We start from the raw sequence: 20,365 nt of genomic DNA, 5'->3' as shown, positions 1-20,365 counted from the left end.
AACTCACCAGGCATAAACTCTTCTGTTTTGACCACGACTATTGAAGTAGTTAGCGTCTAACAAACAGTCAATCAACCTCTAGATAAATGTTATCTATAGTTACATCTCAACATCACTTACAGACGCAGCAAAGCAACCAGGAATTAAAAATCACTTGAAGTGATTTAATTAAAATTAATATAAATAGTTTGAACAACAACCAGTGCTGCAAGCGCGCCTGATACGATCTTCCAAAATAATAAGGGGTTACGCTCGATAAATGGTGCCTGCTTCTGCTTACTAATTAACGATGCATTGGGTACAGAAAAATCGTGGAGAAATTCAGAAAACGCATGGTAACGCTTTCGAGGATCCGGTTCGGTGGCTTTTTGCAAACATAAATCCAACCATTGAGGTATGTCGTTACGGGAGTTGATACTCGAACGATAGGTCCAGTCGCTGAAATGTTTGGGTAATCGATTGGCGAGGTTTTCTTTAAATGGAAGCTTGCCGGTCAACATTTCGTACGCGATAACACCGAGCGAAAATAAATCTGACATCGCGTGGTACTGCCCCATTACTGTTTCCGGCGCCACATAATCAACCGTTCCCACTGGAACCTCATCATCAATAACCGATTGAATTTCTTGCAACCCCTGAACAAGCACAGTACCAAAGTCAATCAATTTAACTTGACCTCGCTCATCCAACATTATGTTGTCGGGCTTCAAATCTCGATGAGACATACCTTGCCGCTGAAAAACACGCAGTGCATCGACGATTGATTTTATAATATTTCGCACTGCTTGAATGGAAGGTTGAGGGTTATCGTACATCCATTGTTGCAGTGTTCGTCCTTTGATGTTTTCGCATAGATGATAGAGAAACGGTGAGTTTTCTGGGCGCTCGTAAATCTTCATCACTCGCGGATTATTGATTCGCCGACCCACCCATTGTTCGCGTATAAAACCCTCTAAGTAAACCGGATCATCGGCAAAATTTTCCGAAGGCGCCTTAAGGACAAACGTTTTATGCGTCCCTTTCTCGCAAACAACATATAAATGACTACGAGATCCACTATGCAACACATCAAGAATTTCGTATCCATCAATGACGTTCCCCACCTCCATGACAGGAGGGATTTTTAGCGCGGTTAGCTGACGATGAACCTCGTCGATTTCTTCGGTGGGCAAGCTATCAATCTTAACCACCAAACAACTAAGATTATCTTCACTGCCTCGCTCAAACGCAGTATCAACAAATCCTTTTGCCACTCCTTCCAAGGCAAAGCCTTCGCTTTCACCCCGCTTTATAAAATCAGCGAATTCAGCATATTTTAGATACTCATGGACGCCATCGGTGGTTAACACGAAGACGTCACCCTCTTGAAGACTCTCTTGGTAATAGTCGACTTCCAGCCGACTATCCATACCCAACGCACGCACAAGATAACCTTGATCACCACCCTGATTATGCGTGTGATCCCGAGTCAGCAACACACATTCACCCTCACGCACGCGATAAACGCGACTATCGCCAACGTGAAAAATATGCGCGGTGGTAGATTTACAAACCAGTGAACTGAAAGTTGTGACCAGACCGTTGTGCGGAAGGTAAGATGACTGCCCTTGAGAAAAGAGCCAAGCATTCATTGAAGACAGCACTCGTGCCGCCGCTGTTTTAACCGGCCAAGTATCGGGGGTACTTAAATAATCTTCAATAAACTGGGTTACACTCGTTTGACTTGCCTTCTGTGAGTTTTCACTACAACTGACACCATCTGCAATGCAAGCTACCGAGCCTTTTAAATGCCGAGTACCAATATTGGGCTGAAATGCTGCGAACGCATCTTGGTTTTCAGGTTTTCGGCCAGCAATAGAATAGCCGCCAAAACTAAGCGACAAAACATTAGAAGTATCTACCGCTAGATCAACACCCACTTACCTAACTCGCATTATTCTTATAGTTTCTAAAAGCTGGCCAAACATCGAGCTGAGCCAGCAACTCCATATTTAACCAGTTGCTGACCTAGCAAAATGTCATGTCCCGAGACAAAAATTACTATTTCACATCAATGAGTTCAACAGAACCGTCTTCACGCACTTCAGCCATTTGGCCTTCAGGCTCTTCCATAAAGAGCAAAGTAATAAAACCAACAACTGCAGTACCTGCAATCACGAAGAAGAAAGTTGAATAGTCGACAAACGATAGAACAGTTAAATAAACAACAGCCCCCACGTTCCCGTACGCCCCTGTCATACCAGCTATTTGCCCTGTCAAACGACGCTTGATTAACGGCACTACCGCAAACACGGCGCCCTCCCCCGATTGCACAAAGAAAGAGCATGCCATCGCAGCGACTACCGCAACCCATACAGCCCAGCCTGAATCGATAATACCCATCACAAAATAGCCTGCGGCCAATCCAGCCGTCAAGAACAACAATGTTTTACGTCGACCCGCTTTATCACTAATGAGTCCACCCGCAGGCCGAGACATCAAATTCATGAAAGCATAAGCAGAAGCAACCATACCCGCAACAACTGGGCTTAAGCCAAAAGTTTCCGCAAAGAAAAGAGGCAGCATAGAAATCACGGCCAACTCGGAGCCAAAGGTCGCAAAGTACAAAATATTCAAAACAGCTACCTGTTTGAACTTATAGCGATGTAGCTCAGGAACCGGCTTTTCAAATACTTCTTTGTTTACTTGCCAAACTTTTGATATATCAAAGAAATAAAGTACAACCAAACCAACATAAATAGAATTCACAACAAAATCGCTTAGAATGTCTGCTCCCTGAGGAGCCAGTTTCCAAGCGAGCAGCGCCAGCGCTGCATACATAGGCACTTTCATCACAAGCAGCAAGTAGAAGTCGCCCTTACTGGTGACCTCCATAGCGCCAACATTTTTTGGTTTGAAGTAGGTAGATCCTTTAGGAGTATCATTGACATTCTTGTAGTAAATAAACGAGAAGACTAAGCTCATCACGCCAGTAATACCAATGGCATAACGCCAACCCTCATCACCGCCAAACATTAGAGCAACAGTGGGTAGAGTGAATGCCGCTGCTGCTGACCCAAAGTTACCCCAGCCCCCATAGATACCTTCGGCCGTACCCAACTCATTGGCCGGAAACCACTCAGACACCATGCGAATACCAATGACAAAACCTGCGCCAATAAAACCAAGTAGGAAGCGTGCCAGTGCCAATTGTGTATAAGTATCAGCTAACGCAAACATAAAACACGGGACGGAACAAACCATCAACAACCCCGAGTAAATGAGGCGAGGACCATATTTATCCGTCAACATACCGATTAAGACGCGCGCAGGAATCGTCAGCGCAACATTCATTATCAGCAACGTTTTCAGCTGGTCCATCGAAATATCAAGCGATGATCCGATGGCCTGCATCATTGGTGCATGGTTAAACCACACGAAAAAAGTAATAAAAAACGCCATCCAAGACAGGTGAAGTATTTTCATCTTTCCTGTAAAGGAAAATATGTTGAGCTTTTCGGAAGACATGTATATCCCTTTTTAAAAAGTAAACGCTATTTTTTAAGCCAAAAAAAAGGGTGGCGAACCACCCCAAGGCTTAGAGAGCAATTGGTTAAATCAAAATGAAAGGTTGAAATTTATTATTCTTTTCCTAACTGTACTTTTCCACTTTCTATGCGAACAGGAAATGTATCGATTGACACAGTCTCATCTTCCAGGCAAGTGCCGGTTGTTAGACTGAAATGCTGCTTGTAGAGCGGTGATGCAACAACCAACTCACCACCAATAGACCCGATGAGACCTCGTGATAAAACGTTCGCTTCACCAAACGGATCAAAGTTATCTACGGCAAATACATCGTCACTAGTGGCCAATCTAAAAATCGCAACTTGACGACCATTAAATAGTGCACACACCCCAGTATTAGGTGCTATGTCATCCAACTGACAAACGGTTTCCCAATTATTCGCTACTGCTGTCATGCGTTACCCCACCGCTTCTAAAATTTTGATACGCTCTTCTTTGGTTGCAGGACGTCGCTGACCACGCTCATCCATATAGACCAAGTTATCATCAGCCGCATCTGCGTTAATAAAGTGTTGGAAACGTTTAAGTTTTTCGGGACTTTCAATCGTTGTTTTCCATTCGCATTGATATGTCTCAATCACTTTTGCCATCTCTGCTTCAAGCTCATCGCAAATCCCCAGCTTGTCGTCAACAATGACACTTTTTAGGTAATCCAATCCACCTTCTAAGTTTTCCAGCCAAACGGAGGTACGCTGTAAGCGATCTGCCGTACGGATATAGAACATGTAAAAGCGATCGATGTATTTCTTCAGCGTTTCATCATCGATATCCGTCGCAAATAAATCGGCATGGCGAGGTCGCATACCACCGTTACCACAAACGTAAAGGTTCCAACCTTTTTCGGTGGATATGACTCCAACGTCTTTGCTCTGCGCCTCAGCGCACTCACGGGTACAACCGGAGACCGCCATTTTTAATTTATGTGGCGAGCGTAAACCTCGATAACGCTCTTCTAACTCAATCGCCATGGATACAGAGTCTTGCACGCCGTAGCGACACCACGTGCTACCAACGCACGACTTAACGGTACGTAAAGATTTACCGTAAGCATGGCCAGTTTCAAAGCCCGCATCGACGAGCTTGCGCCAAATTATCGGCAGCTCATGCAACTGCGCGCCAAATAAATCAATTCGCTGGCCGCCAGTAATCTTCGTGTACAAATTAAATTCTTTTGCCACTTCGCCGAGAACAATGAGTTTTTCTGGCGTAATTTCACCACCAGCAACACGAGGGACTACAGAGTACGTGCCGTCTTTTTGCATATTGCCAAGAAAAACATCGTTGGTATCTTGCAACCCAATGTGCTCATCTTTAAGCACGTATTCGTTCCAATATGACGCCAAGATTGACCCCACAGCGGGCTTACAAATTTCGCAACCGTGCCCGCTACCATGGTCTTCGAGTAATTCTGCAAACGTTTTGATCTTCTTAACACGAACAATGTCAGCCAATTCTTGACGAGAATATTCGAAGTGCTCGCAAATATTGTTCGATACTTCGACACCTAATTTAACCAGCTCAGCATCTAACACCTGTTTCACCAGGGCGGTACAGCCTCCACATGCCGTCGATGCTGTTGTAGTCGCTTTAATATCACCCATTGTGACGGCGCCGCCCTGGACCGCTTGGCAAATTGCGCCCTTAGAGACATCGTTACAAGAACAAATCTGTGCAGTATCAGGCAAGGCATCAACACCCATAGTCGGTGCTGCGCCATCTAAGCTTGGCAAGATTAACGCTTCGGGGCTGCCAGGCAATTCAATATTATTGAGCATCATCTGCAGAAGATTACCGTAAGCATCGACATCACCGACCAACACCGCACCTAGCAAATACTTACTATCAGCCGACACAATCAGGCGCTTATATACCTGATCAACATCGTTGTGATAGATGTAAGACAATGAACCTTCAGTCCGCCCTTGCGCGTCTCCAATACTGGCCACATCGACACCAAGCAACTTCAGCTTGGTACTCATGTCGGCACCGGTAAACTCTTCCTCACCACCGGTGATATGCGATGCCGCCACTTTTGCCATTTGATAGCCCGGCGCCACCAACCCAAAGATACGACCATCCCAAAGAGCACACTCGCCTACTGCATAGATGTCTGGAGAAGATGTTTGGCAATTGTTGTTCACCACAATACCGCCACGAGGACCAACTTCTAGACCGCAGCTTCGCGCCAGCTCATCTTGCGGGCGAATACCCGCTGAGAACAAAATCATGTCAGTTTCAAGGAAAGAGCCATCCGCAAAATTCATTCGGTAACGGCATTCTTCTCCCGCAACGATTTCTTGAGTATTCTTTTCTGTGTGAACTTCTACATCGAGTTCTTCAATTTTGGTGCGGAGTAATTGACCACCACCCTCGTCTAACTGAACAGCCATTAGACGCGGCGCAAACTCAACGACATGCGTTTTTAGACCGAGGTTTTTTAGCGCGTTGGCCGCTTCAAGACCAAGCAAACCGCCACCGACAACCACACCAACCTGACTCTCTTTAGCTGAGGCGGTAATCGCCTCGAGATCTTCTATGGTGCGATACACTAAACAGTGAGGCTGATCTTTACCTGGGATAGGCGGAACAAAAGGAAACGAGCCCGTGGCGAGCACTAACTTATCAAAAGACTCAACCTTACCTGAGGCGGTTGTTACAGTTTTGGCATCCGCATCAAAGCTAACGACCTTGTCGTTGAGCAAGTACGTCACGCCATTTTGCGTGTAGTACGCTTCATCCGTGAGAGCGAGGTCTTCTGCTGTAGCACCACTAAAGTACGCGCTTAGCTGAACTCGGTCGTACGCTAGTCGAGGCTCTTCCGAGAACGTAATAATATCTTGTCGCTCTGCGTCGGGGGCACCGAGGAGTGACTGGATAAACTTATGGCCAACCATACCATTCCCGACCACTAAGACTCGTTGTTTTTCCATCAAAATCCACCTTACTGCTTGCTGGTTACATCGTTGACGCTGATCAACTCTCGATTTTCAACTTGTTGGGTATCATCAAAGGCTGGATGAGTGGTGACACTTCGCTTCGCCAAAACCGGATGACCCCATCGCCGCATTTCGTTTTGGCTAATAAAGCAAGTCTAATGCCAGAAAATAACAAAAAATAAAACTCTTACATTTCAATAAGTTAAAAAATGCAGCACCAACTCTGGGCAAATGCGACCCGACATGCCGCACCACCCTACCGCAAAAAGCACATATCATGGCTCACTACTGGTGCAGGACCAACACCAGCGCAGCCCCATATTGAGGCACAAATGATCCTATTCTCGGCGTACCCTTTTCACCTATATCGTTGATACAATGCCTCCAATTACATTTTCTCAGCTTTGATACCGCTACCATGCAACAGCAATAGTATTTACGGGTCCATATCAACCCACGTTGCAGAACCACGTATCAATCCCTTACATGAGCCTCATTGATGCCATTAGTTGATCCATTTGCTAGGCAGGTTAATTACCTCAGAATTTCGGTCACCGACCGTTGCGATTTTCGTTGCGTATACTGCATGACAGAAGAGATGCAGTTTTTGCCTCGTCAACAAGTACTTTCGCTGGAAGAAATCACACAAATCGCCAAAGCATTTGTTGAGCTTGGAGTAACAAAAATTCGCATCACTGGCGGCGAGCCGCTGGTCCGCAATAACGTCATGGCTCTTTTTGAGCAACTCGGGGCGCTGAACGGATTGAGTGAACTTACACTCACGACAAACGGCTCTCAGCTGAGCCGCTATGCGAGCCAGTTGAAAAACGCAGGCGTCAAACGCATTAACATCAGTCTGGATAGTTTACGACCAGACCGCTTTAAAGAAATGACGAGAACCGGTGACCTCAACAACGTACTTGCCGGTGTCGATGCTGCAATCAGCGCTGGGTTTGAGCGAATAAAGTTAAACGCCGTCGTACTCAAAAACCGAAACGCTGACGAAGTCATTGATTTAGTGGATTTCGCAGTGAATAAATCCATTGATATAAGCTTCATCGAAGAAATGCCATTAGGCGCCATTACCGACCATGTGCGTGGTGAAGAGTTTTTGAGCAGTGCGGCACTTAGAGAATTAATTAGCCAACGCTACACACTGACGCAACTCACCGACACCACTGGCGGCCCGTCGAAGTATTGGCAAATTGGCGAGACCCTCTCTCGCGCAGGGTTTATCTCTCCTCACAGCGAAAATTTTTGTGCCACCTGTAATCGAGTACGCTTGACCGCTGAAGGCCGACTTCTGTTGTGCCTAGGAAACGAACATTCGGTTGATCTTCGCCAACAAGTGCGCGACTACCCAAATGATATAGAAAAACTAAAGCAAGCCATCAGGGATGCAATACTCATTAAACCCGAACGCCACTATTTTGATCACAGCGATGAACCGCAGATTGTGCGTTTAATGAACATGACCGGCGGTTGATTACATGAGGTTATTTGGCATTACCGGCTGGAAAAACAGCGGTAAAACAACGTTGATGGTAAACATCGTGTCGGAACTACGTCGGCGCAACTATAGCGTCGCAACCATTAAACACGCCCATCACGAATTTGATATTGACCAACCAGGAAAAGACAGCTTTCGACATCGCACCGCAGGTGCCTCTCAAGTCATTGTTGCTTCATCGAAACGTTGGGCTTTGGTGAAAGAGCTTGATCAACAACCCGAGCCGACTCTCGATCAGCTTTTAGCGAAATTAGACCCAGTGGACTTCGTTATCGTCGAAGGCTTTAAGCGCTCCCCTCACCCGAAGCTTGCCGTAGTGCGTCCCGACCATAACGCAGAGCCACTTCCCGACGCAGAGCCATTGCTAGCCTTAGCTTCAGATCAATCAATTAATGCAATTGATTACGGCTGCAACGGGCCAGTATTCCCTTTAACCGACGTCAAACAAATTTGCGATTTCATAGTAGAGAATGCCAACAATGACTTCAGCGCTTAATGTTGCGATATTAACTGTTTCAGATACTCGCACACTTGAAAATGATACGTCTGGACAATACCTTGTCGACTCCTTACAAAGTCACGGCCATCGATTACAGCACCGTCATATTGTCATCGATGATATCTACCAGATGCGCGCGATCGTTTCCGAGTGGATTGCCGATAACGATACCCACGCAATAATCACAACAGGTGGCACAGGGTTTACCGGGCGAGACAGTACGCCTGAAGCACTCAGTGTATTATTTGATAAAACTATCGAAGGGTTTGGTGAGCTATTTCGCCAACTATCTTACGATGATATTGGTAACTCAACTATTCAATCTAGGGCAACCGCTGGTCTCGCCAACAACACCGTTATATTTTGTTTGCCTGGTTCTACTGGCGCATGCCGCCTTGCTTGGGAAAAAATTATTGCTGCCCAGCTCGACGATACGCACCGACCCTGTAATTTTGCGGAACTGATTTTAAAGGGCAGCCACGCCCATTAATGTAAAAGCGATACGGAGACACTGTGGATAAACAAACGCAAACCGAAATAGAAGCCGCTGCCTTTAGACGTTTAGTACAACACTTTGACGAACGCAAAGACGTGCAAAATATCGAGCTAATGAACCTAGCCGGGTTTTGCAGAAACTGCTTGAGCAAATGGTACATGGCAGCCGCCGAAGAGCGCGGAGAGTCAATCGACTACGCGCAAGCCCGCGAAATAATTTACGGCATGCCGTACGATGAATGGAAAAACGCTTACCAAACAGAAGCAACGGCAGAACAACAGGCCGCATTCGCAAAAAGCCACTCTCACGATTAGCGCAGCATTCCATTCGTCGTTAAAAAGACGTTTTCGCCTCCACGACGACCTGATATCGATCCACGTCGTCGGGGCGATTGAATGGGAAAGCAATATCGATGTGCAAAATACTTTTACTCTGTGCTCGGCTTGATGCTATTCGCAACCCAAACCCCGCATCCGACAACCAACCCGTAGCACCGTCGTTACGATCCCCAGTTTCCCAGGCTCTTCCCACATCCAAAAACGCGGCAGCTCCGACCCTAAAAATACGCAATATATGCCAATCAGTGTAATAGCGGTGCTCAGCTGTAAACACCACACTACGATCCCCCTCTTGATAGCGAGATGGATAACCACGCAGCCTTTCATCTGACCCCACTAAGATTTGTTCACTTCCTGGTAAATTGCGGGCATATCGTGCATCTGCCGCGAAATAGGTTCCGTGCTTTTTATAGACGCCATTATAGTAACGCCAACTGAGCGCCACCTGTACTTCATCACTAATGTCTTCATCATAGCGCCAAAAACCGTTGATGCTCGATTCAAGTTGCATCAATGTGTGGTCAGATAACATCCAAGCATCTCGATAATACAAATCAAGTACTAACCTATCTTCATCAGAGCCAAAAGATTTATCCGCAACACCAAGCAGAGCACTCCAGGTAACCCCTAAGTTAAAATCTTCAATGCGGTGCATCTGGTTTAGGTTATTGACTTTAATAAAACTTTCGTGAATTTTTTCGGTAGAGATAAACGGATAATTAACTTCTCTATTTTGTGGTATACCGGACGCACTGAAGTCGCCGGACAAGGGCTCGTATTCTTCCAGCTGAGTATTGACACCGAGCCACCAACGCTGGGTTTTACCGTCAACCCAGCCATTGGACAACCCCCAATAAGCGCGAGCACTTTGCTTGTAGGTTTGAAAAGTCGCAACCTCCTCACCTCGCTCGAAGAGGTCATCCTCGCGCTCCACATCGTGATATGCAACGCCCCACGCATTGTGTGAATTCAGAGAATAAAATGGCCGCTCCACAACGACATCAGTTTGAGAACCATCAGAATTGTCAGCATAAAACAACTCCAACCGGTGGCGACTGCCAACCACGCTATTGTCGATATAACCCAGTTGCCAGCCGTCGCGATCCGTCGTGGATTTATATTCAACGGACAAGGTTTCTCCCCGCCCCAAGAAATTAGCATCAGTCACGTATAGGCTTGTTTTATCATTTCCTCCAGAACGGCTGAGGGAACCTCCGGCGTACAACGTCCAAACCTCTCGAGTCACTACCTCCATGTCCACGCGATTACCACACAACTGATAAGGCCAAATACGCGCATCGTACAAGTAGTCGGCCTCGCGTAAAATTCGGGCAGACTCCTCAACAACGCGCGGCTCATAGACATCACCCGGGGCAAAAAGGATTTGATCGCGCAATATCCGTTTTTTTGTATCAATGTGTAGCCAGTCAACCAACGAAAAAAGTTGATTATCTTCCTTAGGGTCATTCGCATTAAAAATTGGATAGCGGGAGTATTGGATCTCTCCGACAACCGTACCACTGGGGATTTGTGCAGGCTCAACAGGACTGGGCGCGAGAGATATATCAAACGGCGCACTCCCCGGCTTGGTAAACTCTATACATTGATCCATGCCCTCACCACCAGCCTCTGGCTCGAGGTATGTTTGGGCAAAAAGCATACTACTCATCCCAAATGGGAAAGCGGAGACAAAAATAGTTGTTAGGTGTCGTAACATAAAAAGTTGGAAACCGTTAGGCGGCAATTATTGTTATTATAGAAACCTGCGGGCAGTATCACCCCTATAATTTGAGAACAATAGACAAGAGGTTAGCATGACTGATAGCACCGATGAACTACTCAATCAAACTTGTGAAGCGTGCCGCATAGATGCTCCACGTGTTACCGAGGAAGAAGCCACAGAGCTGCACAAACAAATTCCGGAGTGGGAATTAGTCATTGACGATGGTGTAAAGCAATTACATCGACGCTATAGCTTTCCAGACTTTGCCAGTGCACTGGCTTTTACCAATGAGGTTGCGGCAATTGCCGAAGACGAAGGTCATCACCCCGCGTTACTGCTGGAATGGGGTAGCGTCAACGTCGCCTGGTGGTCCCACAAAATACGCGGGTTACATAAAAACGATTTCGTCATGGCGGCAAAAACCGATTCGCTTTACAACAGCTAACAATGCGTTTCCAACAAATTGAGATAGCCAATCTAATCGGCTAATTTAAAAAAGCCAGTGTGGATTCACACTGGCTTTTTTATGTGATAGCGGTTTTGCCGAAAACTAATTGTGGAGAATCAAAGCCGTGCCATGTGCCTTTAAAATGGCTGCCAACGAATACCGCCGTATATCTGCCCTCTATCATAGGCAAACTTCAGGTTTGAATTATCAAAGTCTTCGTAGCGTGCACCAATAATGACATCGAGGTTGATAAATTTTTTACGCACAATTCGACGTATCAATTCTGCTTCGAACCGAAAACCTTCTCGTCTTCTACCGCTTTCTTCTTCTGCGTTCACATCGTCAATCGCATTATCATAGCGGCGATGGTTGTAACTTAGCCCGAGGGTAAAACGCACGTAATCTCCATTGCGATAGCGCAGCCGCATGTAGGCTTTACCTGCCAGGCTATCGTAATAACCATCTTCGTTGTCTAGTCGCTGATAAACGTTAAGCCCCCATTTAAATTTCCAACGTTTTGCTATGCGATGATCGAGACCGTTTTTGGCCTCTAAATAACGATAACTCAAGTCTGAGTTCAGGATTTCATTCCCGTCTTCGTCTTTTGCTCGTCTATCTGTGTAATTACGTCGCGCAAATACAATCGAGTTTTCAAATTGAGTGTTGGGCCAAATTTCTTTTTCAAAACCCAGCTCTAAATCAGCTTGCTGATAATCGAGATTAGACGGTGGAGGGGCAGGATTACCCGACAAATAAAAAAACTCTTCGTCCTGATAATCGTAGTAATCCTTGTCTTTAACTTTGAGTTCGTAAACAAACTTAGCATCTTCAGATAGGGGGACTTTACCGTTGGTTTTAACTTCCACCCAGGTTGCGTCAAAACGTTCACCGATAGGCACATCGTACCAAGTCTTTACATCTCCAGTGCTGCGGTCGACATACACAGAGTCTTTGCGATTAACATTCACTTCCCAACGGTACGTGGCTCTGCCATTTTTCGTCTTCGGACGCCATTTCCAGCCTAGATCAAGATTCGCATCCAGCTCTTCAGTATTGTCCTCAGATGTGGTTTCTTCCCCCGTCACATAGTCCGTATTTCGAATATGCAACTCATAATAGTATCCCGTAAAACCAGGGGTGTGGGATAGCTCAAATCGGGTTTCGCTAAACGCACCGTTGTCCAGATCGAGAGTATCTGTCAATTTATTGGGGTTGGAATCAACACCGTTTATGATATCAATGGTAAAGTCATGAGCGACTGCATTCCCCGCAGCAGCTAATAACCCAGCCAAACCAAAGCAAACCGAACTCAGCACTCGCCTTTTTGCTAACCACTCTACATTCATACTGTCTAACCTTCTAAAACACAGGCGTACTTTACTGGATATTCGGCTCAATCGCGATAGTCGTACTCGCTTCCGCATACATTTGCTCCAAAGCACCATTTCCTTCACGGAAGTTTAGGTAGTTATCAAGCAGTGCAACGAGCTGCTTGTATTCCCCTAGACTATTCAAGGCTCCCGCTAGATTCACCACCAGTTTTTCGTTATTGGGCAAGGTAGCTGAGTTCGATAACAAAGCTACCGTTTCGCGATACCGGCCGGAGCGGTTGAGTACCGCCGACAGATTCACGAGTGCCTTATCTCTTGAAGCGTCTAACTCGAGGATTTGGCGGTTGAGTAATTCAGCTAATGCCAAATCTTCAGCATCGAGCGCCCGAACACCTAAGTTATACATCTTAGTAATGACAACAGGGCGATAGGCTTCAACGGGCAAATTCAAAATAACATCCCCAGCTTTACGCAATTCGCCCCGCTCTCGCTGCACATCGAACAAGAGTATTTTTGCGCTAACACTGTCTGGGTTGAGTGCAACCAGACGCTGAACTTCAACATACGCCTGTTGGTATTCAGCTAATTGCATATAGGTTTTGGCTAACATCTCGCGATAACGTCGATTGGCTGGTACGGCATCGGTTAGGTCAATCAAATGCGGAAGTGCTTGGTCATATTGCTGAGTATCAATATACAACTTGGCAAGATTGTACTGCGCATTCGTATAATTTGAGTCAACATCCAGAGCGGCTAGCAGCTGATCTTCAGCTTCGTCATACCGATCTTGTCGTAGCAACAATAGCGCAAAATTAAAATGAGCTATCTTGTGATTAGGCGCAAGCGATAAAAGCGATCGGTAGGCCGCTTCAGCTTCATCAGCCTTTCCGTCTCTTACAAAGCTAAGCGCCAAGCTCAATCGGTATTGAGTATCGGTTGGCACAAGCGCTACCGCCGTTTGCAGATAGGGTTTTGCTTCCGCGGGTAATCCCGCATCCATCAACCATCGCCCCGCCTGGTACTGAAGCAAATGGCTGTCCGGTGACAAGTTGATTAGGCGCACGATGCCCTTAGTCGCCCGTTCGTATTGACCATCAGCCGAGGCAGCCTCCGCTTTCCTGAGTTGCCATTCACTAAAAAGAAACGGGTCTTCAAACTGGTTGAGTGATTTCCGGTTTTGTGCAACTAGCCGGTTATCCTTTTCACCGCAGCGAATAGACTTAATAGATAAACCACAAACATACAGATGGTAGGTTTCAATCCACTCAGCGATGCGCAATATTTCAGCGTTCTCGTCCTTGCTTGCAAGAAGCGAGGCGCTATCCTCTCGGAGCTGCGCCATCGATTGCCAATCAGCATTTACAATGATCTGCATCCAGCGCACTAAAGTACTTTCTTCCGGTGATAGCGTTTGTTGACTGACCCACTGCAAAGATTTTTTTGAAGCATTCTTGCGCCCAGTCAATATATTGATGTGCGCCAAACTCCAGCGGGCTGGTGCAAATTCCGGTGCTCGCTTTGATATATCACGCAGTTCACGTCTTGCTGCCTCTGGTTTTTGCATCAACCACAGCAACTGCGCTCGATTGTACTGAGCCAACAAATAATCCGGTTGAAGCTTTAGCGCGTTATCGAGCGTCGCTAACACCTCGTTCCAGGGTTTTTCATTTCTCAATTGCGCTACTGCAAGCTTACGCCATGCTGGCGCATAACTCGGTCTGTATTCAATAGACTTGGCGAATACTTCTTCTGCGGTACTGTACTCACACAACATCATTAAGGCACTCGCTTTTGCAGAGAGCGACTTACCTTTTTTGATACCACTGGAAATTTCAATTGCGCGATCTAGCTCCACAACCGCATTGCTGTAATCTTGCACTTTAAGTAACGTCAAACCCAAGTTGATCTGACTAGCTTGATGAAAATTGTCTAACGATAAAATATGACGGTACGTTTGAATAGCGCCCGCTAAATCACCACTGACAGAATGCCATTTAGCCAGCAAAAACTGAAAATTCACGTCGTTGGGGTAATAGCGAGCAAATTCGACAATAAGCTCTCCCGCGGCTGTTGGAGCTTCTTTTTCGTAACGTTCTAGCACCCCCAACCAGACATGTGGCGCTGCTGCGGGATATTGACTTATTAGCGCAGGAAAACCGGAGTAAGATTCGTTGAGATAGCGAAAAATAATATTGACGTATTCACTATCGTCATTGGATAACTCCGTTGCATCTATCCCCACCTCATCGCTATCACTCGCTTCCTCGGCGGCGATTAGAATACTGTTATTGACCTCTTGCGATTTACTTAGCAGCATTCGTTCACTGACAAAAAAAACCAACACCAATAAGGCGCAGATACAGGAAACAATCAACCCATTGTCATGCCAGGTGATCCCCTTCGCTGCCAAAAATGGACGATTCGTCTTTTCTGCGGTGAGATTATTCATGAGGTTAAATCCACCCGAACTTGCTGAAGCAGATCCATTAAACCTCGATTATGAATATTCTGAATCTCTAGCCCAGGTCGCGCATTGACTTCAAGTACCAATGGCCCCAAGACTTTGTCTATACAAATATCACAACCGAGATACCCCAAAGGAATGGCTCGATAGCAATCTTTCGCCATACGCAAAACAGTCGGCCAGTGAGGAATTTTAATCGTATCCAGGGCGCGGCCAGTATCAGGGTGATGAGTAACCGGCTGGCCGTTATGTTCTGCTCGATAGGTACAGCCTGATGACAAATCAATCGCGGCACCAATCGCACCTTGATGAAGGTTTGCCTTGCCACCGGATGCATTGGTAGGAATGCGTAACATCGCGGCAACAATTTCGCCATGGTGCAAAATCACACGGATATCGCACAAACCTTGATTAAAATCTTCCACATTGGAAAGCTCACCGGGCACGGTCAGCCGATCATCCGTGACCAACAATGGCTCGATAAAAGCAATATCAGGTTGACCGTCAACGGAAAAACTACCTTGTAGAATTTCTTGTACGTGTCGGTATATATCACCTTCACTAAGTTCACTCTTGTTTGTGGTCAGCCAACCAAATTCAGACCGACCATCGAGCACCAAAATACCACGACCTCGACTGCCGGTATTCGGTTTGACAACAAATCTATCCCACTGCTGAATATCGCTAGTCAACGATTGGCAGGTCAAAACAGAGTTGTAACTCGCTAAGGTTTCAGGCACCACCACGCCCTGTGCCGACAGCGCGGTTTTAGCGGCAAGCTTGTCGTTGGCTAAGCGGATAAGATCATTGGTGTTGTCCATCATGACGAAATCTCGATTGCGCTTGTTAATACCAAGCAACCCAGATTGATAAACGCCTCGCAATATTCGATGAAAACGCCAAAGCTCGCTCACACGAATCCCCATCCAGCGGCCGATAGCCAATTGCGCTGCGAAGACCAACAGATAACTTTCTGGATAGGATGCAAATATGCCGCGCAGCAACAACGAATCGAAGGCAAAGTAGCAAACGGCAATGAGCGCTAACGTACCGAGGGTGTGCGTTACGATATCGGCTAACACACCGTCTTCTGCCATGTGATGTAACCGCTCAGCGGTAAAAGAAATAATGACAACAGGAAATAGCGCAATAATTCCCAGCTGAATTGGCGAGTGTGTTACGTCAAGCAACGCGATAACGACCAAGAAAAACACAGTCACCACTGTAATAACGGCCGCCAATCGAGGGACCTTCAACATCCGGCCCCGTTCCAACACACGATAGACGGTAAACGCGACAGCCAAAATCGACATGAATGCAACAACACCAAGTAATAACCCGGTATAACGGCAAGCGGCCGCAACCAACATCGGCATAAAAACGCCAAAGGTTTTCACACCAATCACATTGCGGAAAAAGCTGATGCACAACGCACAAAAAGGAAAGAGTAAGAAAATTCCGGCTGTTTGCTCATCAAGTCCAAGTGCCGCTAAAAGTGCAACGGTATTGAATCGATCCGCCGAATCAGGTGACATGATCGCCGCTTGTGTACCGGCAGGAATTTGTCGACTGCTGGAAGAGAATCGATAATCAAAATTGATATTGCTAGTGCGACGAAATAGCACGTGATCACCGCGATACAACTCTAAATAGTTGTCTGGCAAACTGGCAAAATGACCATTGGTTGGGTCAAACGGCACCCAATATTCACCAACGCGTACTTCGACCCATTGATGTGATGTCTTTTTTTCCCGCGCATCAAGAATCACCCCGCCCACCAGTCGAGCTGGCAAGTGATTTAAGCGCGCTAATGCCACAAACAAGCGGCTCTTTCCGTTACAGCTCGCTTGCCTGAGTCGCAACGCTGTGAGTGCGTCCGTTGTACCCTTGAAGGGGACCGACTCTAATTCATCATGGGTAAACTGGTAGATCGCATGCAGTGTATCGATCACCCGGTTCGAGGTGGGCGCTAACGTCTGCCATAGCGCTTTGATTTCGGGATCGTTCACTTGAACGTCTTTGGTGGCCTTCAACTGATCTGAATATGCCGCATTGTATTGGGTCGGCAGAAGAATATCGGGGTCAATGGAAAAATTAACCGCGTGGATGATCAAGCTCGCGTTATAACTTAATTTCACCTTATTGGACGGAGCCTCCCCTGACCACAACGCGCGCAAACCGCCCGTTTCAGGTTCGAGGTAATAGTCAAGCTGGCTAGATTGTATAGACTGCTCAACCACTGTTTGACGAGGTGAGTTTTCTGGGACAAAGGTCGAAATCTCAACCTCTCGACCACCGGCATCAAACAACATGGCAACGTTAAACTGCTGAACGGTGACGGGGTACAACTGTTGAATGCGCTCTGGCGTGCCCACCATGTGCCAGGCCAGTATCACAATGCCTAAACACAGAAACACCATATCCGGCCGCCGTATCAGCGGACGAAATATCCGATCATGTAATGTTGAAAGACTAAAACCTGCCATAAATGAGTAACTCGCGCCTGGCGCCGTGCCAATGTCTTCGCTTACGTGTCCCTGCCTACGCAGGCGCCCATTCTATCTTTTGGTTGTTACTCAGTCCGGTTATTTCTCACACTTTGCAGCGGCTTTACAGTCCCTGGGTCACAACCGATAAACACGTTTCGCATTGGCGTAGAAGAGTTTGTGTTTATCGTCTTCCGAGCAATCCATCACCATTTTCTTGAAGGCATTCCACACCACGTGGTACGACAAACTCCACTTATCCACCGGGAAGTTACTTTCAAACATGCAGCGATCGACACCAAAGCACTCCAATGTATGCATGTAGTAGCGTGATTGCGCGGTGATGAATTCATCCGAGGTCGGCGGAACGTCGCCCAGATTCCAACCGAATCCATTGTCAGGCATCGCCAGCCCACCGAGTTTAGCGACCACATTAGGACATTGGGCGATATCAGCGATATCTTTACGCCACTGTTGATAGATCTCATCCCGTTGACCCGCGTAAGGCCCCACGCCCAGCGGGGTACCAAAATGGTCTAGTACAATAGTCGTCTCAGGCACGGATTTTACAAACTCAAGGAAGTCCCGATTTTGATGATGGTAGTGCCACGTATCGTATGTTAAGCCCTGGTCGCCGAGCGTTCGGACGCCGCGCCTAAAGTCTTCATCGAGGTACAGGTCAGCGGGCTGGCGGGGTTTAATAAATAAGATATCGCGATTTGCCTCGTAGGCCCCCGCTTGACGAATACCGCGAAACCGCCCTTTTGCCGCGTTCGCGTGCCCGTCGAGCACCTGCTGGAGAACCTCGGTCGGCAGACGCAGATCAGCGGCAGCAACGATGCCTGCGACACGGGCTTGCCCTGCATCGCCCGCATCACTTTGGTCCGCAATCGCCGTCACAAACTCGGTTTCACCAATGGGCCTAAGATGCTCTGGCCCTTCTTTACGGTATTCAGCGTGACACTCAATAAATACCGTTTTTTCAATGTTGTGCCCGGAATTTGTATCACCCCAAAGCTCAGGCAACAGGTAATCCCCGGCTCCCCGGGCTATCCACAAATGATGATGAGGGTCGATAATCGGTCGTTCAGGCTCAACGATCTCTTCTACAACTGCCTCTAGCCAGTCGTGGTTTTCATGAATTATTGGTTTTTTGGTGTCAGTCATCTCGCCCCCAGGTCTCATCGCCATATGGCTGCTTCACAAAGTCAGCCATGATAGCGCGGATTTAACCCCCGTAGAATGTGAACCAGTCCCTAGGGCATGGAGTCCTATCATCAGAACATGGCGAATTTAACCGCCAGTCGTTACACTTTAGGAAAGTCCATTGGCGTCGATATCTAAGCGCCCGGATCGACGATCGATCAATCGCCGGCAATCAACAGGGAAACTCGTGGTAGACAAAAGTATCGTAAAAAATGAACCTGTACCGCAAACCATTATGTTTGCCGATGTTTCGGGCAGCTCTGCCATCTACAAAGCCTTGGGCAATGTCGACGCAAAGCGACTTATCGATGCCGTCATCCACTCCATGCGCAAGATCACTCAAGCTCACAATGGCGAGGTTGTAAAAACCATTGGCGACGAGATCATGGCCAGGTTTAACTCTCCCGCTGATGCCTGCCGCGCAGCAATAGAAATTCAACGCAGCAGCCAACAAAAAAGCCATCAAAGTGAACAGCAATTGGCACTGCGCATCGGCATGGACTATGGCAATACCTTAGTCGATGGCAATGATGTTTTCGGCGATACCGTCAATGATGCCGCCTGTGTAGCACACATCGCGCGCGCCAACCAATTAGTCGTTACACAAAATTTAGTGGATGCACTACCAGATGAGTTACGAAACATTTGTGAAGAGTTTGACCGCGTTAATTTAAAAGGCGACACCGAAAAATGCTTTATATACCGTGTTATCTGGGAAGGTCCCGAAGAAAACCATGAAGCCACACGGGTCATGCATATTAACCATGTGACGCAAAAAATTAATACCAAACAATTACAGCTCTCGTTCAACAATCAAATTTTTGTTATCACGCCCGAAGATGTACCGTTTATTATTGGACGAGATCACCGCAAAGCACACCTGCATATCGACTCAAGTCTGGCCTCACGCGATCATTGCCAAATTACTCTACAACGCGGGAAATTTGTGTTGCAGGATCACAGCACCAATGGCACCTATGTACAAACCCCTGATCAAAATGAAATATATCTACGACGAGAAGAAATCCCGTTAGCTGGAAAAGGGACAATTTCCATAGGCCGACGCGCGCACCAAGCCAAAGAACTCACTATCAGTTATCAGCTCTAGCCCTCTCTTGCCCTTCAAACTGTCAGCGTATACCTTGGTTTTTGCCTCAATGACCTTTGAACGCGGCGCATTTATTAGATCATTTACTTCATAAAGCCAGTCTTTTACTCCCACAAAGCATGAAAAACCGATCGGGCCAAGGTAACCTTTGATAGCAGGTAAGCGATAACTAACGTGACGCGCCGCCTCCCTCGTGGCGCAAAGAACCTCTTTTTCAGAATAGTGTTAACCCGTTCAAATTTTAAAAAGGGAC

15 protein-coding genes are annotated in these 20,365 nt (G+C 46.9%); 6 read left to right on the top strand and 9 right to left on the bottom strand.

What is annotated here, in order from left to right; translation table 11 throughout:
- Positions 1–164: 164 nt before the first annotated feature.
- The 4 genes from ACZ5NB_RS06295 to nirB all read right to left on the bottom strand — a co-directional run bounded on the left by ACZ5NB_RS06295 (position 165) and on the right by nirB (position 6,497).
- Positions 165–1,919, bottom strand: coding sequence for a protein kinase domain-containing protein (locus ACZ5NB_RS06295; RefSeq protein WP_460232181.1), 1,755 nt, complete (start codon positions 1,917–1,919; stop codon positions 165–167).
- Between the two features lie 121 nt (positions 1,920–2,040).
- Positions 2,041–3,507 (bottom strand): NarK family nitrate/nitrite MFS transporter, encoded by a 1,467-nt coding sequence (locus tag ACZ5NB_RS06290; protein WP_460232180.1) that lies wholly within the window; start codon positions 3,505–3,507, stop codon positions 2,041–2,043.
- A gap of 113 nt (positions 3,508–3,620) precedes the next feature.
- Positions 3,621–3,962 carry a nitrite reductase small subunit NirD gene (nirD, locus tag ACZ5NB_RS06285; RefSeq protein ID WP_460232179.1) on the bottom strand — a complete coding sequence of 114 codons (342 nt, stop codon included), beginning with the start codon at positions 3,960–3,962 and terminating at the stop codon, positions 3,621–3,623.
- A gap of 3 nt (positions 3,963–3,965) precedes the next feature.
- Positions 3,966–6,497, bottom strand: a complete 2,532-nt coding sequence (nirB, locus tag ACZ5NB_RS06280; protein WP_460232178.1) for a nitrite reductase large subunit NirB — start codon at positions 6,495–6,497, stop codon at positions 3,966–3,968.
- 505 nt (positions 6,498–7,002) lie between these two features.
- On the opposite strand from nirB, the gene moaA reads away from it, so the two are divergent.
- Genes moaA through ACZ5NB_RS06260 form a run of 4 tightly spaced genes read left to right on the top strand, consistent with a single transcriptional unit; the run spans position 7,003 to position 9,322 of the window.
- Entirely contained in the window at positions 7,003–7,989 is a 987-nt protein-coding gene (moaA, locus tag ACZ5NB_RS06275; protein WP_460232177.1) for a GTP 3',8-cyclase MoaA, read from the top strand.
- Between the two features lie 4 nt (positions 7,990–7,993).
- The gene (gene mobB, locus ACZ5NB_RS06270; RefSeq protein WP_460232176.1) at positions 7,994–8,509 is read left to right on the top strand and encodes a molybdopterin-guanine dinucleotide biosynthesis protein B; all 516 of its coding nucleotides are present in this window, start codon (positions 7,994–7,996) and stop codon (positions 8,507–8,509) included.
- Positions 8,493–9,002, top strand: coding sequence for a molybdenum cofactor biosynthesis protein B (gene moaB / locus ACZ5NB_RS06265; protein WP_460232175.1), 510 nt, complete (start codon positions 8,493–8,495; stop codon positions 9,000–9,002). Before mobB ends, moaB begins: the two co-directional genes overlap by 17 nt.
- 23 nt (positions 9,003–9,025) lie before the next feature.
- Positions 9,026–9,322 carry a DUF1244 domain-containing protein gene (locus ACZ5NB_RS06260; RefSeq protein ID WP_460232174.1) on the top strand — a complete coding sequence of 99 codons (297 nt, stop codon included), beginning with the start codon at positions 9,026–9,028 and terminating at the stop codon, positions 9,320–9,322.
- Positions 9,323–9,341: 19 nt separating this feature from the next.
- Here ACZ5NB_RS06260 and ACZ5NB_RS06255 read toward each other — a convergent pair whose 3' ends face one another.
- Entirely contained in the window at positions 9,342–11,006 is a 1,665-nt protein-coding gene (locus tag ACZ5NB_RS06255) for a BamA/TamA family outer membrane protein (RefSeq protein WP_460232173.1), read from the bottom strand.
- 154 nt (positions 11,007–11,160) lie between these two features.
- On the opposite strand from ACZ5NB_RS06255, the gene ACZ5NB_RS06250 reads away from it, so the two are divergent.
- Positions 11,161–11,514 carry a 4a-hydroxytetrahydrobiopterin dehydratase gene (locus ACZ5NB_RS06250; RefSeq protein WP_460232172.1) on the top strand — a complete coding sequence of 118 codons (354 nt, stop codon included), beginning with the start codon at positions 11,161–11,163 and terminating at the stop codon, positions 11,512–11,514.
- A gap of 140 nt (positions 11,515–11,654) precedes the next feature.
- Here ACZ5NB_RS06250 and ACZ5NB_RS06245 read toward each other — a convergent pair whose 3' ends face one another.
- From ACZ5NB_RS06245 to ACZ5NB_RS06230, 4 genes are all read right to left on the bottom strand, one after another.
- Positions 11,655–12,863 carry a TonB-dependent receptor gene (locus ACZ5NB_RS06245; RefSeq protein ID WP_460236464.1) on the bottom strand — a complete coding sequence of 403 codons (1,209 nt, stop codon included), beginning with the start codon at positions 12,861–12,863 and terminating at the stop codon, positions 11,655–11,657.
- Positions 12,864–12,894: 31 nt separating this feature from the next.
- On the bottom strand, positions 12,895–15,297 hold the full coding sequence (locus ACZ5NB_RS06240) for a tetratricopeptide repeat protein (protein ID WP_460236463.1): 2,403 nt from the start codon (positions 15,295–15,297) through the stop codon (positions 12,895–12,897).
- Complete coding sequence (locus tag ACZ5NB_RS06235; RefSeq protein ID WP_460236462.1) at positions 15,294–17,798, bottom strand: sugar-transfer associated ATP-grasp domain-containing protein; 2,505 nt, start codon at positions 17,796–17,798, stop codon at positions 15,294–15,296. The genes ACZ5NB_RS06240 and ACZ5NB_RS06235 overlap by 4 nt, the downstream gene beginning before the upstream one ends.
- Before the next feature lie 138 nt (positions 17,799–17,936).
- Entirely contained in the window at positions 17,937–18,965 is a 1,029-nt protein-coding gene (locus ACZ5NB_RS06230; protein WP_460236461.1) for an amidohydrolase family protein, read from the bottom strand.
- Between the two features lie 160 nt (positions 18,966–19,125).
- Between ACZ5NB_RS06230 and ACZ5NB_RS06225 the strand changes: the two genes are divergently transcribed.
- Entirely contained in the window at positions 19,126–20,112 is a 987-nt protein-coding gene (locus ACZ5NB_RS06225) for an adenylate/guanylate cyclase domain-containing protein (RefSeq protein ID WP_464107884.1), read from the top strand.
- The last annotated feature ends 253 nt before the right edge of the window (positions 20,113–20,365 follow it).

This window comes from Aurantivibrio plasticivorans, assembly GCF_055392955.1.
This window is presented reverse-complemented; position numbering and strand designations above follow the sequence as displayed.

What these genes read in the sequence shown, in the direction of transcription:
- nirB (WP_460232178.1), bottom strand. Translation starts at nt 6,497, where the DNA reads ATGGAAAAACAACGAGTCTTAGTGGTCGGGAATGGTATGGTTGGCCAT.
- ACZ5NB_RS06290 (WP_460232180.1), bottom strand. Translation starts at nt 3,507, where the DNA reads ATGTCTTCCGAAAAGCTCAACATATTTTCCTTTACAGGAAAGATGAAA.
- ACZ5NB_RS06240 (WP_460236463.1), bottom strand. Translation starts at nt 15,297, where the DNA reads ATGAATAATCTCACCGCAGAAAAGACGAATCGTCCATTTTTGGCAGCG.
- mobB (WP_460232176.1), top strand. Translation starts at nt 7,994, where the DNA reads ATGAGGTTATTTGGCATTACCGGCTGGAAAAACAGCGGTAAAACAACG.
- moaA (WP_460232177.1), top strand. Translation starts at nt 7,003, where the DNA reads ATGCCATTAGTTGATCCATTTGCTAGGCAGGTTAATTACCTCAGAATT.
- ACZ5NB_RS06255 (WP_460232173.1), bottom strand. Translation starts at nt 11,006, where the DNA reads ATGCTTTTTGCCCAAACATACCTCGAGCCAGAGGCTGGTGGTGAGGGC.
- ACZ5NB_RS06230 (WP_460236461.1), bottom strand. Translation starts at nt 18,965, where the DNA reads ATGACTGACACCAAAAAACCAATAATTCATGAAAACCACGACTGGCTA.
- ACZ5NB_RS06245 (WP_460236464.1), bottom strand. Translation starts at nt 12,863, where the DNA reads ATGAATGTAGAGTGGTTAGCAAAAAGGCGAGTGCTGAGTTCGGTTTGC.
- ACZ5NB_RS06250 (WP_460232172.1), top strand. Translation starts at nt 11,161, where the DNA reads ATGACTGATAGCACCGATGAACTACTCAATCAAACTTGTGAAGCGTGC.
- nirD (WP_460232179.1), bottom strand. Translation starts at nt 3,962, where the DNA reads ATGACAGCAGTAGCGAATAATTGGGAAACCGTTTGTCAGTTGGATGAC.
- moaB (WP_460232175.1), top strand. Translation starts at nt 8,493, where the DNA reads ATGACTTCAGCGCTTAATGTTGCGATATTAACTGTTTCAGATACTCGC.
- ACZ5NB_RS06235 (WP_460236462.1), bottom strand. Translation starts at nt 17,798, where the DNA reads ATGGCAGGTTTTAGTCTTTCAACATTACATGATCGGATATTTCGTCCG.